The organism is Paractinoplanes ovalisporus (assembly GCF_016834655.1).
GTDB lineage: Bacteria > Actinomycetota > Actinomycetes > Mycobacteriales > Micromonosporaceae > Actinoplanes > Actinoplanes ovalisporus.
In genome coordinates this window covers 225,291-238,256 of record NZ_JAENHP010000002.1, presented here as the reverse complement: position 1 = coordinate 238,256, position 12,966 = coordinate 225,291, and the positions used below count along the sequence as shown (strand labels likewise).

Sequence of the window (12,966 nt, the reverse complement as noted above, 5' to 3'; positions counted from 1 at the left end):
GCCCTCTGCGTTACTTCGCGGGGTTTCGCACGCCCTCGGCCAGTTCCGCGCTCAGCGCACGGAGCCGGGACAGCCCGGTGGCCCGGTCGGGGGCGTCGAGCACGCAGCGGATGAGCGCGCTGCCGACGATCACGCCGTCGGCGAACCCGGCCACCTCGGCCGCCTGCGCGCCGTTGCCGACGCCCAGGCCCACGCCGACCGGCATGTCGGGGTTGGCGTGCCGAACGCGCTCGACCAGGTCGGGGGCCTGCGACGACACCGAGGTGCGGGCGCCGGTGACACCCATCAGCGCGGTGGCATAGACGAAACCCCGGCACTGGGCGACGGTCATGGCGATGCGCTCGTCGGTCGAGGACGGCGACACCAGGAACGTACGGTCGATGCGGTGCTCGTCGGAGGCCGCGATCCACTCGGCGGCCTCGTCCGGGATCAGGTCAGGCGTGATCATGCCGGTCGCGCCGGCCGCCGCCAGGTCGCGGGCGAACGCGTTGACCCCGTACTTCTCGATGGGGTTCCAGTAGGTCATCAGCACGACCGTGGCGCCGGCCCCGGCCACCGCCTCGATGATCCGCAGCGTGTCGCGGGTGCGCACGCCCCGGCCGAGCGCGATGTCGCTGGCCTTCTGGATGACCGGGCCGTCCATGACCGGGTCGGAGTAGGGCAGCTCGACCTCGATGACGTCGCAGCCGGCCTCGTGCATCGCGATCATCGATTCGATGCTGTCGTCGACCGTCGGGAAGCCGGCCGGCATGCAGCCGATCAGCAGGGCCCGCTCCTCGGCGCGGGCCTTGGCGAAGATCTCGGCGATGCTCACGCTGGAACGCCTTTCTCGTGCCGGCCCGGCCCTACGACCGCTCCACTCACTCCGGTGCAGGCCATCACGAGTTCTCCCCCGGCACCAAGGTCTCGACGGGGTCGAGAATCCCGAAGTACGCGCCCGCGGTGTGCACGTCCTTGTCGCCGCGGCCGGACAGGTTGACCACGATCGTCGGCGTGCGGCCGAGCTCCTCGCGCAGGGCCGGCACGATCCGGGCGGCGCCGGCCAGCGCGTGGGCGCTCTCGATGGCCGGGATGATGCCCTCGGTGCGGCACAGCAGCTGGAACGCGGCCATCGCCTCGGCGTCGGTCACCGGCTCGTACTCGGCCCGGCCGGTGTCGTGCAGCCAGGCGTGCTCGGGACCCACACCGGGGTAGTCGAGACCGGCCGAGATGGAGTGTGATTCCACCGTCTGGCCGTCCTCGTCCTGCAGCACGTACGTCCGGGCGCCGTGCAGCACCCCGGAGGAGCCGCCGGTGATGGACGCCGCGTGCCGGCCGGTCGCCACCCCGTCGCCGCCCGCCTCGAAGCCGTAGAGCTGCACCGACTCGTCGGGGACGAACGCGTGGAAGATGCCGATCGCGTTGGAGCCGCCGCCCACGCAGGCCGCGACCGCGTCGGGCAGCCGCCCGAGCTGGTCCAGGCACTGCTGGCGGGCCTCGATGCCGATGCCGCCCACGAAGTCGCGCACGATCTCGGGGAACGGGTGCGGCCCGGCGGCCGTGCCGAGCAGGTAGTGCGTGGTGTCGACGCTGGCCACCCAGTCGCGCAGGGCCTCGTTGAGCGCGTCCTTGAGGGTGCGCGAGCCGTTGGTGACCGGCACGACGGTGGCGCCGAGCATGCGCATGCGGGCCACGTTCAGCGCCTGCCGCTCGGTGTCGGTCTCACCCATGTAGACGACGCACTCGAGGTCGAGCAGGGCGGCCGCGGTCGCGCTGGCCACGCCGTGCTGGCCGGCGCCGGTCTCGGCGATCACCCGCGGCTTGCCCATCCGCTTGGCGAGCAGGGCCTGCCCCAGCACGTTGCGCACCTTGTGGGCGCCCGTGTGGTTGAGGTCCTCCCGCTTGAGCAGGATCTCGGCGCCGAGCCGGGCCGACAGCCGCTCCGCCCGGTAGAGCAGCGAAGGCGTGCCCGCGTAGTTCAGGAGCAGGTCCTTGAACTGCGCCTGGAACTCCGGGTCGGTCTTGGCCGTGCGGTAGGCGGCGTCGAGCTCGTCCAAGGCCCGGACCAGGGCCTCGGGAACGAACCGGCCGCCGTACCGACCGAAATGCCCGGACAGATCGGGCAGTGTCGGCGCGCTCATCGCACCGGCCGCGGGGTCGCGGGGTGGTTCCCGGCGTTGACCAGTTCGGCCACCGCGTCCCGCGGCGACTTCTGGGTCACCAGGCCCTCACCCACCAGCACCGCGTCGGCGCCCGCCGAGGCGTACCGGATCAGGTCGTGCGGCCCGCGCACCCCCGACTCGGCGATCTTCACGACGTTGTTGGGCAGGCCGGGCGCGATGCGCTCGAAGACCGCCCGGTCGACCTCGAGCGTGCGCAGGTCACGGGCGTTGACCCCGATGACCTTGGCGTTCGCCTCGAGAGCGCGGTCGGCCTCCTCCTCGTTGTGCACCTCGACGAGGGCGGTCATGCCCAGCGACTCGATGCGCTCGAGGAGACCGACGAGCACGTTCTGCTCGAGGGCGGCCACGATGAGCAGCACGAGGTCGGCGCCGTGGGCGCGGGCCTCGTGCACCTGGTAGCTGGAGACCACGAAGTCCTTGCGGAGCACCGGGATCTGCACCGAGGCGCGGACGGCCTTCAGGTCGTCGAGCGACCCGCCGAACCACCGGCCCTCGGTGAGCACGCTGATGCACCGGGCGCCGCCCGCCGCGTACTCCCCCGCCAGCTCGGCCGGGTCGGGGATGTCGGCCAGCGCGCCCTTGGACGGCGACGACCGCTTCACCTCCGCGATCACCGCCACGCCGGGCTTGCGTAACGCCGCGTAGGCGTCGATGGCCGGCGGCGCCGCCGCGGCCGCCTCCCGAACCTGCTCGAGCGGCACCTGCTCCTGCCGGGCCGCCACGTCCTCGCGCACTCCGGCGAGGATCTCCTCCAGCACGTTCTGCGGTCCGCCAGAACCCGCTTCCGCCTGCTGATCGGATGTCACGAAACGACTCCCCTCTCCGGGTGTCCTCCGCCCGATGCTAGGAGGTCGCGGTCGCGCAAGGCCCCCCGGGGTATGGCGCGCCTCACGAATCGGGCTGGGGCATAATGCGCCTGCTCGCCCGCGATCTGTCACTTCGGTCACAGGGGCCACGCCCGCTGCGGCCCGCTGGGCTGGGACACCTCATCTGATCGGTGGATACCACGGCGCGTTGACACGACCGTCACGCACCGGAAATAGGGTCCGGTCATGATGGGTCCGAGGCAAACTGGTCCGGGCGCCTCGCGCGCCCTGTCAGACCTCTGGCAGACCTCGCCCGCCCGAGCGATGTGGAGTTTCCCGTGGCCGCCATCCGGACCGCTCCGATCGAGCCGGCCCTTCCCGCCGGCTTCGTCAACGCTTCCCGTGCCTTCGTCGCCGCCGCGGCCGACCTCGTGACCGGCGTGCAGCGCCGCTTCGTGGGGCCCGCCAACATGCGCAGCGCCCGTGACAACGCGTGGGCCGCCACCCTGGAAGACCGGGCTCGCAACGAGGCCCGGGCCGAGCTCACCCGCGAAGTGGCCGCCCTGGTGGCCCGTCGCTCGAGCCGCCGTCGCCTGGCCAAGACCCGATAAGAGCCTTCCCGCGTACGGTGTCCCGGCGCCCTACGCGGTCGGGTCGTCGCCCCGATCCAGCGAGTCCCAGGCCGCGCGACTGTCGACCGGACGGTTCACTCCGGCGGGGGCCGGTTCGGCGGCGGGACGCCGTTCGTAGCGCGCCGACATCCGCGGCCACTGGTGTCCCAGGCGGGCCGCGGTCAGGCCGCCGAGCAGAACGATCACTCCTCCGAGGGCACAGGCGACCGGCCACAGGGTGTTGACCTCGGTGGCGTCCAGGCCGGCCCGGCCCACGATCGCGCTGACCGCGATGCCCCCGCCGACCAGCACGAGCAGGCCGCCCAGGGCCCGCCGCAACCAGCCGTGGGTGGCCAGCAGCGCGCCGGTGCCGGCCAGACCGACCAGGGCCAGCCCCATCACCCAGGGGGCGACGTCGGCGCCGGTCTGCACGGTGCGCAGGTCCGACATCTCCGGCCGCTCGGTCACCTGCACCGACCAGGTGCGGGTGGCGCCGTAGACCGCCAGCCCGGCCCCGGCCAGGCAGGCCAGCAGCGAGAGCAGGTAGGGACGCCGGCTCTCGCTCATCGGGCCGCGCGCAGCGTCTCGGCCGAGGCGATCGCGGCCAGCACCGCCGCCGCCTTGTTGCGGGTCTCCTGCTCCTCGGACGCCGGATCGGAGTCGGCCACGATGCCGGCGCCGGCCCCGACATAGGCGACGCCGTCCTTGAGCAACGCCGTCCGGATCGCGATCGCCATGTCCATGTCGCCCGCGAACCCGAAATAGCCCACGGTGCCGCCGTAGAGCCCGCGTCGCGTCGGCTCCAGCGACTCGATGATCTCCATGGCCCGCACCTTGGGCGCGCCCGACAGCGTGCCGGCCGGGAAGGTCGCCGCGAGCGCGTCGAACGCCGACCGGTCCTCGCGCAGCTCGCCGATGACCGTCGACACGATGTGCATGACGTGGCTGTACCGCTCGATGCGCGCGAACTCCGGCACCTCGACCGAACCCGCCCGGCACACCCGGCCCAGGTCGTTGCGGCCCAGGTCGACCAGCATCACGTGCTCGGAGCGCTCCTTGGGGTCGGCCAGCAGTTCGGCCGCCAGCGCGTTGTCCTGCTCGGGGGTCGCGCCGCGCCACCGGGTGCCGGCGATCGGGTGCAGCAGAGCCCGGCGCGTCCCCTCCTCGTCGGCGCTGACCTTCAGGTGCGCCTCGGGCGAGGAACCGACGATGTCGAAGTCGTCGAAGCGCAGGAGATACATGTACGGGCTGGGGTTGGTCGCGCGCAGCACGCGGTAGACGTCGAGCGGGTCGGCGTCGGTCGGCCGCTCGAAACGCTGGGCGACCACGATCTGGAAGCACTCGCCGGCCCGGATCGCCTCCTTGGCCTCCTCGACCGCCTTCTGATATTCGCCCGGGGCGGTGCGGCTGACCGGCTCACCGGCCGGCCGGCGCTCCACGGTGGAGATCATCGGCGGCGTGGGCCGGGACAGCGCGGTGGTCATCGCGTCGAGCCGGCCGACGGCGTTGTGATAGGCCGCGAGCCGGGCCTTGTCGTCGGCGTCCTCGGCCAGCACCGCGTTGGCGACCAGGATGGCCGAGCCGTCGAAGTGGTCGAGCACCACGAGGTCGGTGGCGAGCATCATGCCCAGCTCGGGCAGGGCCAGGTCGTCACCGGCCTCCGACGGCAGGCGCTCGAACCGGCGTACGAGGTCGTAGCTCAGATAGCCCACCATGCCGCCGGTCAGCGGGGGCAGATCGTCGGGGGCCGGCCCGTCGGCCAGGGCGGCCACCGTCTCGCGCAACGCGACGACCGGGTCGCCGTCGAGCGGCACCCCGGCCGGCGGCGTGCCGAGCCAGTGGGCCTCGCCGTCGCGCTCGACCAGCGTGGCGGCGCTGCGCACGCCGACGAACGAATAGCGCGACCAGGCCGCACCCGAGGGCCCCGCGCCCTGCTCGGCCGATTCCAGCAGGAAGGTGCCGGGGCCGCCGGCCAGCTTCGTATAGACACCGACCGGGGTCTCCCCGTCGGCCAGCAGGCGCCGCACGACCGGTACGACCCGTCGGCGCTGCCGCAGGAAGGTGGCCTCGTCGGGCGCGACGGCTCCGCTGGTCATCGCTCCGCCGCCTCTCCGGTCTCGGCGCCCTGCCCGGTGACGGGCAGTTCCTCGAAGAAGCACGTGTGCTCGCCGGTGTGGCAGGCGGCGCCGATCTGCTCGACGGTCACCAGCAGGGCGTCACCGTCGCAGTCGAGGGCGACGTTGCGCACATATTGATGGTGGCCGGAGGTGGCGCCCTTCACCCAGTATTCCTGGCGGCTGCGCGACCAGTAGGTGGCGCGCCCGCTGGTCAGCGTGCGATGCAGCGCCTCATCGTCCATCCAGGCGAGCATGAGCACGTCACCGCTGCCGTGCTCCCGCACGATCGCCGCCACGAGTCCGTCGGGGGTGCGTTTGAGCCGGGCCGCGATCGCCGGATCCAGGTCGGTCTTGACTGCCACGCGACGATTCTCCCCCATCCACGGCGTTGCCCACCGCCCGCCCGTCCACCCCTCCGGCGGGTGTTCCGGGGCCTTCGACGCGGCCCACGATCCGGGCACGGGGGATGCCACCAGAAGCGCGGGACGGTACCGTCGTCGTGCGCTGCACCCAGCCAGGGGTGTTCTCAGCCGCCTCCCGAGAGGGTTACCGCAGCTCAAGTCCGCGGGTGGCGGAGCCGGAGCGACGGGAGTCTCAAACCGATGGAGCCGACGTCCAACCCCGACAACGCTCGGTCGACGCGGGGGCTGGCCCGATTCTGGCCGGCCAACCGCGAAACCGAGGGCGAGGCCGGCGCGCCCGATTCGCCCGGGATGTCGGGCACTCTTTCGGGTGAAACCGAGATGGTGGCGTTAGGTTCGCGTCGGACCCCCGACAGCACGGCCAACGAGGGCGCCGTCAGCGGTCCGCCCTATGTCGGACAGTTCAGCGGCCCGCCGGACATCGGCCCGGCCAGCGCTCCTCCGCACGTTGCCCCGTCCAGCGGCACGCCGTACGGCGGCTCCGCCCCGTTCGGCCCGTCCTACGCCGGCCCGGCCGGCCCGTCGCCGGCGTTCGGCCCCTCCCAGCCGGGGCGGCCCGTCAGCGGCATGCCTCTGGGACGGAGCGCCGAGCCCGGCCGCCCGTCCTACCTCGGCCAGACCGGCAGCGACCCGCACCTGGGCCGGCCGGCGGGACAGTCGCCGATGGCCCCGATGCCGCTCGCCCAGCCGGGCCTCGGCCGCGCCGGAGACCCGATGGCGCCGTCCGCCTCGGCGGTTCCCGGGCCGGGTGGTCCGGCATCCGACAGTCCGAAGCCCACCGGCGTCCCGCGGCCAGGCGGCGCCCACGGTTCGGGCGACGCCCAGAGCCAGTCGGGCCCGGACAGCGTTCATGGTGCGCTCGGTTCCGGCCGCGACGCCGACGGGCCGCGCGGCGCCGGCGACCCGCTCGGGGCCGGCAACAACCCGCTCGGAGCGAGCAGCAACCCGCTCGGGACCGGCGGTGCATCACTTGGGGCGAGCGGCGCCCACAGCGCCAACGATCCGCTCGACACCACCAGCCCGCCCGGCTCCAACCGGTCCGGCGGCGCGGAGGCGTCCCGCGGCTCCGCCGAGCCGGCGAGCCCGAACAGCCCGCTCGGGTCGAACAGCGCGCTCGACGGGAACCAGGCCCGCCCGGACGATGTGGACGGTTCACGCGGCGGCCTCACCCCGGTCAGCGGCGGCGTCAGCCCGGTGAGCGGTGGCGGTTCGTTCAGCGGCACGAGCCCGGTCAGCGGCAGTGGATCGTTCAGCAACACCACGCCCGTCAGCGGCGGCGGATCGTTCGGCAACACCACGCCGGTCAGCGGTGCCGGATCGTTCGGCGCCACCCGCCCGGTCAGCGGCAGCGCCGCCCCCGCCGGTGGAAGCGAGAACGGCACCGGCGACGGCGGGTTCGGCCTGACGGCGTCGTCGCACCGACCGGCCGGCAGCCCGGGCACGGGGAGCGGAACGGTCAACGGTCATGCACCCCTCGGCACCCGCGGCCTGAACGGCGCCGACGCCGGAAGCCGTACGGTCAGCGGCGGCAGCCTCGACGGCCTGGACGACCCGATCGGCCGTAACGGGCTGCACTCCGCGGCCGGTGCACCGGTCAGCGGTCCTCCGGCCGAGAGCGATGATCAGGTCGGTAAGCAGGATCACTCACAAGGTTCGGAGGACGGGCGCGCGGGCACCCCGGCCGTAGAGTCGCGGCGAGGGAACCCCTGGGACCGCGACCTCAACGGCCTCGGGCTGGGCGGGCGCAACAACCGGTTCCTGTTCGGCGGCCGCAGTCCGAACCAGGCGCGGCCGGGTGTCAACGGCCACGAGCACGGCGAGGCCAACGGGCGGCCGGCGACGCCCGGGCACGGGGAAGCGAAAGACGAGAACGGGCGTGATGACATGAACGGACGGGCCGGCATTCCGGGCATCCCGACCTCCGGAGCGGGACCGGCCGGGCCGCTCCCGGGGCCGGCGGCGGACACCGACGAGACCACCGGACGCCGCGCCGCCCCCGACGATGTCGACGCGCGCCGGGCCGCGGCCGGCTGGGCCTCGGTGCCCACCTCGACGCACCCGATCGTCGGCCCGACCTCGGCGCCTCCGGTGTCGGGCCCGCCCGCCGCGACCGGCGCCCAGCCCACGTCGGGCGCCCCGGTGTCGGCCGCGCCGGTCTCGCCCGGCCCGGTGTTCGGCGCGTCCTACGGTCAGCCTCCGGCCTACACCCCGGCGTTGCCCGACCCCGAAGCCGGCCCGGTCTCGGGTGTCCCGGCGCCGCGCGGTGCCACCAGCATCCCGGTCCCGGTGGCGAAGCCGGCGCCCGTGGAGCAGGCGAGCACCACGTTCGGGGCGGAACCCCGTACGGAAAACCCCGCACCCCGGCCCGAGAGCGATGACGAACTCACGGCCGCTCCGCGTCGCTCGGCCAGCCTCGAAGATGCCGAACCGGCCCGCCGTGGCCGCCGCGCCGCCCCGGAGGAGCCCGAGGAGGAGCCGGCACCCGCCGAGGCCCCGCGCCGCCCGGGAGATGTCGTGCCGGGACACATCGCGTTCTGGGACGACGACGCCATCCGCCACTTCCGGGCCGCCTGGCACGAGGTGAAGGCCGAGTTCGTCGACGACCCCGAGACGGCTCTGACCCGGGCCCACGACCTGCTCACCGACGCGGTCAACGAGCTCACGGAGGCCCTGCTGGCCGAGCGTGACGAGCTCGACCCGCTGCGCGGCAACGGCAAGCCCGATACCGAGAGCATGCGGATGGCGATGCGCGGCTACCGCGAGTTCCTGGAGCGCATCCTGGCGCTCTGAGCACGGAAAACGACCCCCACAGCGATGGGGGTCTTTTTCTGCCCGTGGAATTCATTTACTGTTGAGTTCATCAGGCGTTGAATTTCAGGGAGGGCGACATGGGCACCGCCATCGAGGTGCGCGACCTCGTCGTGGAGCGCGGCCGACGAGAGGTCCTGCACGGCATCACCTGCACCATCCCGAGCGGTTCGGTGACCGGGCTGCTCGGCCCCAGCGGCAGCGGCAAGACCACGCTCATCCGCGCGGTCGTCGGGGTCCAGATCGTCAAGTCGGGCGAGGTCACCGTGCTCGGCCGGCCCGCGGGCAGCGCGCCCCTGCGCAGCCAGGTGGGCTATGTCACGCAGGCGCCGAGCGTCTACGCCGACCTTTCCGTACGCGAGAACGCGCGCTACTTCGCCGCCCTGCTCGGGCTGGGTGCGGCCGAGGCCGACCGCGCGATCGCCGACGTCGGGCTGGCCGACGCGCGTGGTCAGCTCGTCGGCAACCTCTCCGGCGGCCAGCGCAGCCGGGCCTCGCTCGCCTGCGCCATGATCGGCGAGCCGAAGCTGCTGGTGCTCGACGAGCCGACCGTCGGACAGGACCCGGTGCTGCGGGCCGATCTGTGGGCCCGGTTCCACGAGCTGGCCGACGCCGGCACGACCCTGCTCGTCTCGAGCCACGTGATGGACGAGGCGGGCCGCTGCGACCGCCTGCTGCTGATCCGGGAGGGCCGGCTGATCGGCGACGACACACCGGCGGCGATCCGTACGGCGGCCGGGACGGACGACCTCGAAGAAGCGTTCCTGAGGCTTATCCGCGAGCGGGAGCAGGTGACGGCATGAGCCTGGGCATCACGTTCGCCACGGCCGGAAGGGTGCTGCGCCAGCTGCGGCACGACCGCCGGACCGTCGCGCTCCTCATCGTCGTACCGGCGCTGCTGTTGGCTCTGCTCTATTTCATGTACGACGGCGCGGGCGGCACCTTCGACCGGATCGCCCTGGTCATGCTGGGTGTCTTCCCGTTCGTGATCATGTTTCTGGTGACCAGCATCGCCATGCTCCGCGAGCGCACCACCGGCACGCTGGAGCGCCTGCTCACCACCCCGCTGGGCAAGATCGACCTGCTGTTCGGGTACGGGTTGGCGTTCGGTCTCGCGGCGGCGGTGCAGGGCACGGTCGCGACCGGGGCCGCGTACTGGCTGCTCGGCCTGCAGACCAGTGGGAACGCGGGCCTGGTGGTGCTCATCGCCGTGGTGAACGCCGTGCTCGGGGTGGCGCTGGGCCTGTTCTGCAGCGCCTTCGCCCGCACCGAGTTCCAGGCCGTACAGTTCCTACCGGTGGTCGTCGTGCCCCAGCTGCTGCTGTGCGGGTTGTTCGTGCCGCGCGAGCAGATGGCAGGCTGGCTCGAGGGCATCAGCAACGCCCTGCCGCTGACGTACGCGGTGGAGGCGCTGGTCCAGGTCGGCCGCTCGGCCGAGGCGACCACGACGATGTGGCGCGACCTGGCGATCGTGGCGGGGGCGGCGGTGGTCGCCCTCGTGCTGGCGGCCGCGACCCTGCGGCGACGGACTCCCTAGGAGCAGGCTTGGCAAGGCGCAGCGGGCGGCGTCCCGGCAATCAGGACACCCGCGAGTCCATCCTGGAGGCCGCCCGGAACACCTTCGCCGAGAAGGGCTACGACCAGGCCTCGATCCGGGCCATCGCGGGTGACGCCGCCGTCGACCCGGCCCTGGTGCACCACTATTTCGGCACCAAGGAGAAGCTGTTCCTGGCCGTGATGAACGCGCCCATCAACCCGGCCGAGCTGGTGCCGCAGGCGCTCGCCGGGCCCCGGGAGCAGGCCGGGGAGAGGCTGGTGCGGGTGGCCCTGGGCGTGTGGGACTCGCCGGCCGGCACGGCCGCGCTGGCCGTCTTCCGCTCGGCGCTGAGCAACGAGTGGACGGCGCGGCTGCTGCGCGACTTCGTCGTCACGCAGGTGCTGCGGCGGGCGGTGAGCGAGATGACGCTCGACCCGGCCGAGGCCGAGATGCGGTCGGCGCTGGTCGCCACCCAGATCGCCGGCACGATCATGGCCCGCTACGTGCTGAAGATCGAGCCCCTGGCCAGTGCCGACATCGACACGCTGGCCGCGGCCATCGGCCCCAACGTGCAGCGCTTCCTCACTGACCCCATGCCTGAGGTCTTCAAGAGTTAGTTGTCGGTGCAACGGTGGCAGAGCACCGGGTGCAACAGGTGGGCCAGGTCGTGGCGGTCGGTCACCGGGCGCGGGAAGGCCAGCCGGGCCAGTTTGTCGTCCAGGCGCACCATGAAGCCGTAGCGGTCCATGCGCACCACCCGCGGCTCGGCGACCGGCTGGAACTTGCTGCCCAGCTGGCGCCGCACATAGGCGCTCATCTCGGCCTCGTGGTGGTCGGCCAGGTCGGCGATCAGGTCGAACTCGATGCGGCAGAGCGGGTCGGGCGTGGCCTCGGCGAAATCGTCCACGTCGACGTCGTTCAGGTTCTCGTTGCGCTCGTACCGGACCTCGGCCACGTCCATGCGGTGCAGCACCTGGCCGTTGCCGACGTCGAGCAGGTCACCCGAGGCGTCGATCTCGGCGTAATCGAGCGCCGCCGATCGAGCCTCGTCACCTTCGAGTACGGTGGCCCAGCCGGAGATCCACACGCGACCGAGGGCCGGCGAGCCCGCCATCGGCGGCACGTCCGAGATGTCGAGCACCATCGCGGTGTCGTCGTTGCCCTCCTGGGGCCGCAGCGCCGCGGCGAAGGCGCCGTCACGCGGCGAGAGCAGGAGAACCCGGCCGTTCGCGTCGGTGACGTGCCGCACGGGAAGAGGGCCCGGACGGCACGCGATGTGCGCGACGCCGGGCAGGTGACCGGCGGCGAGCGTACGCGCGATCTCGGCATGGGTGGGCTGCATGGTGACGACCTCCGGGCACCGGTTAGGCTTACCTTAGTAAGGTGAGGCTAACCGTAACACCAGCCTCAAGCGCAAGTGACTCGGAGACTTCATGAACAACTCCCGACCGAAGGCCAAGCTCTCCAGGGCGCTCGGCATCCCTCTGACGCCGAAGTGCGTGAAGTACTTCGAGAAGCGGCCGTTCCCGCCGGGTGTCCACGGGCGTTCCCGCCGCAAGGCCTCGGACTACCAGGTCCGGCTTCTGGAGAAGCAGCGGCTGCGCCACCAGTACAACATCAGCGAGGCCCAGATGCGGAAGGCGTACGACGACGCCCACCGCGCCGAGGGCAAGACCGGCGAGACGATGGTGAGCCTGCTCGAGCGCCGCCTCGACGCCACCGTGATGCGCGCCGGCCTGGCCCGCACCATCTACCAGGCCCGCCAGCTCGTCGTGCACGGCCACTTCACGGTCGACGGCAAGAAGGTGGACCGCCCGGGTTACCGGCTCAAGCCGGGCCAGGTCGTCGAGGTCCGCGAGTCGAGCCGGCAGAAGCCGCCGTTCGAGATCGCGAAGGCGGGCGCCCACCAGGACGGCCCGACCGCGCCCTACCTCTCCACCGTGCTGGAGGACCTGCGCATCACCGTGCTGCGGGTGCCGGAGCGCTCGGAGATCCGCGTCCACTGCGACGAGCAGCTGGTCGTGGAGTTCTACGCCCGATAAGTAGGGCGGGCGAAGAGGGCAGCTGCACGAACTCAACCTGGGTGAGGCAGCTACCCAAACGCAAACCGGGATGAGGCGGCTGCCCAACCCAAACCCGGTGGGGCGGCTGCCTAACGCAAACCCGGTGGGGCGGCTGCCCAACCCAAACCGGTGGGGCGGCTGCCCAACCCAAACCGGTGGGGCGGCCGGACAGGGGCAAACCCATAGGGCGGCCGGACAGAAGCAAACCCACAGGGCGGCCGGACAGAAGCAAACCCACAGGGCGGCCGGACAGAAGCAACTGTCTTTCCGGCTTCGCTTCGCGAAGCGGGCGATCGCCTCTTTGAGGCAAAGGAGGAGGCAGCCGATTTTCCGGCGCCGCAAACCCCGCGGCGACGGAAAATCGGGTGCCTCCTCCTTTGCGAGGCGATCGCTGGCCGCTGGACTATCGACGGGCGCCCGGAAACTAGCGGGTTTGTTCG

At 72.5% G+C, this 12,966-nt stretch carries 13 protein-coding genes; 6 read left to right on the top strand and 7 right to left on the bottom strand.

Annotation, left to right across the window (positions count from 1 at the left end; translation table 11 throughout):
- Positions 1-10 precede the first annotated feature (10 nt).
- The 3 genes from trpA to trpC form a co-directional block, all read right to left on the bottom strand.
- The gene (trpA, locus tag JIG36_RS07070) at positions 11-814 is read right to left on the bottom strand and encodes a tryptophan synthase subunit alpha (protein ID WP_203375234.1); all 804 of its coding nucleotides are present in this window, start codon (positions 812-814) and stop codon (positions 11-13) included.
- Positions 815-878: 64 nt separating this feature from the next.
- Complete coding sequence (trpB, locus tag JIG36_RS07065) at positions 879-2,120, bottom strand: tryptophan synthase subunit beta (protein ID WP_203375233.1); 1,242 nt, start codon at positions 2,118-2,120, stop codon at positions 879-881.
- Complete coding sequence (gene trpC, locus JIG36_RS07060; RefSeq protein ID WP_203375779.1) at positions 2,117-2,920, bottom strand: indole-3-glycerol phosphate synthase TrpC; 804 nt, start codon at positions 2,918-2,920, stop codon at positions 2,117-2,119. Before trpC ends, trpB begins: the two co-directional genes overlap by 4 nt.
- 386 nt (positions 2,921-3,306) lie before the next feature.
- On the opposite strand from trpC, the gene JIG36_RS07055 reads away from it, so the two are divergent.
- Positions 3,307-3,579, top strand: coding sequence for a hypothetical protein (locus tag JIG36_RS07055; RefSeq protein WP_307872597.1), 273 nt, complete (start codon positions 3,307-3,309; stop codon positions 3,577-3,579).
- A 30-nt stretch (positions 3,580-3,609) separates the two neighbouring features.
- Here JIG36_RS07055 and JIG36_RS07050 read toward each other — a convergent pair whose 3' ends face one another.
- Genes JIG36_RS07050 through hisI form a run of 3 tightly spaced genes read right to left on the bottom strand, consistent with a single transcriptional unit; the run spans position 3,610 to position 6,076 of the window.
- Positions 3,610-4,146, bottom strand: a complete 537-nt coding sequence (locus JIG36_RS07050; protein ID WP_203375232.1) for a Trp biosynthesis-associated membrane protein — start codon at positions 4,144-4,146, stop codon at positions 3,610-3,612.
- Complete coding sequence (locus JIG36_RS07045) at positions 4,143-5,675, bottom strand: anthranilate synthase component I (RefSeq protein WP_203375231.1); 1,533 nt, start codon at positions 5,673-5,675, stop codon at positions 4,143-4,145. The genes JIG36_RS07050 and JIG36_RS07045 overlap by 4 nt, the downstream gene beginning before the upstream one ends.
- Complete coding sequence (hisI, locus tag JIG36_RS07040) at positions 5,672-6,076, bottom strand: phosphoribosyl-AMP cyclohydrolase (protein ID WP_203375230.1); 405 nt, start codon at positions 6,074-6,076, stop codon at positions 5,672-5,674. The genes JIG36_RS07045 and hisI overlap by 4 nt, the downstream gene beginning before the upstream one ends.
- Positions 6,077-6,298: 222 nt before the next feature.
- Between hisI and JIG36_RS07035 the strand changes: the two genes are divergently transcribed.
- The 4 genes from JIG36_RS07035 to JIG36_RS07020 all read left to right on the top strand — a co-directional run bounded on the left by JIG36_RS07035 (position 6,299) and on the right by JIG36_RS07020 (position 11,080).
- Positions 6,299-8,908 carry a hypothetical protein gene (locus tag JIG36_RS07035; RefSeq protein WP_203375229.1) on the top strand — a complete coding sequence of 870 codons (2,610 nt, stop codon included), beginning with the start codon at positions 6,299-6,301 and terminating at the stop codon, positions 8,906-8,908.
- Positions 8,909-9,006: 98 nt separating this feature from the next.
- Positions 9,007-9,729 (top strand): ABC transporter ATP-binding protein, encoded by a 723-nt coding sequence (locus JIG36_RS07030; RefSeq protein ID WP_203375228.1) that lies wholly within the window; start codon positions 9,007-9,009, stop codon positions 9,727-9,729.
- Entirely contained in the window at positions 9,726-10,463 is a 738-nt protein-coding gene (locus JIG36_RS07025; protein WP_203375227.1) for an ABC transporter permease, read from the top strand. The genes JIG36_RS07030 and JIG36_RS07025 overlap by 4 nt, the downstream gene beginning before the upstream one ends.
- 8 nt (positions 10,464-10,471) lie before the next feature.
- Positions 10,472-11,080 carry a TetR/AcrR family transcriptional regulator gene (locus JIG36_RS07020; RefSeq protein WP_203375226.1) on the top strand — a complete coding sequence of 203 codons (609 nt, stop codon included), beginning with the start codon at positions 10,472-10,474 and terminating at the stop codon, positions 11,078-11,080.
- Here the strand turns inward: JIG36_RS07020 and JIG36_RS07015 are convergent.
- Positions 11,077-11,805 (bottom strand): DUF2470 domain-containing protein, encoded by a 729-nt coding sequence (locus tag JIG36_RS07015; protein WP_203375225.1) that lies wholly within the window; start codon positions 11,803-11,805, stop codon positions 11,077-11,079. The genes JIG36_RS07020 and JIG36_RS07015 overlap by 4 nt on opposite strands.
- Positions 11,806-11,896: 91 nt before the next feature.
- On the opposite strand from JIG36_RS07015, the gene rpsD reads away from it, so the two are divergent.
- Positions 11,897-12,505 carry a 30S ribosomal protein S4 gene (rpsD, locus tag JIG36_RS07010; protein ID WP_203375224.1) on the top strand — a complete coding sequence of 203 codons (609 nt, stop codon included), beginning with the start codon at positions 11,897-11,899 and terminating at the stop codon, positions 12,503-12,505.
- The last annotated feature ends 461 nt before the right edge of the window (positions 12,506-12,966 follow it).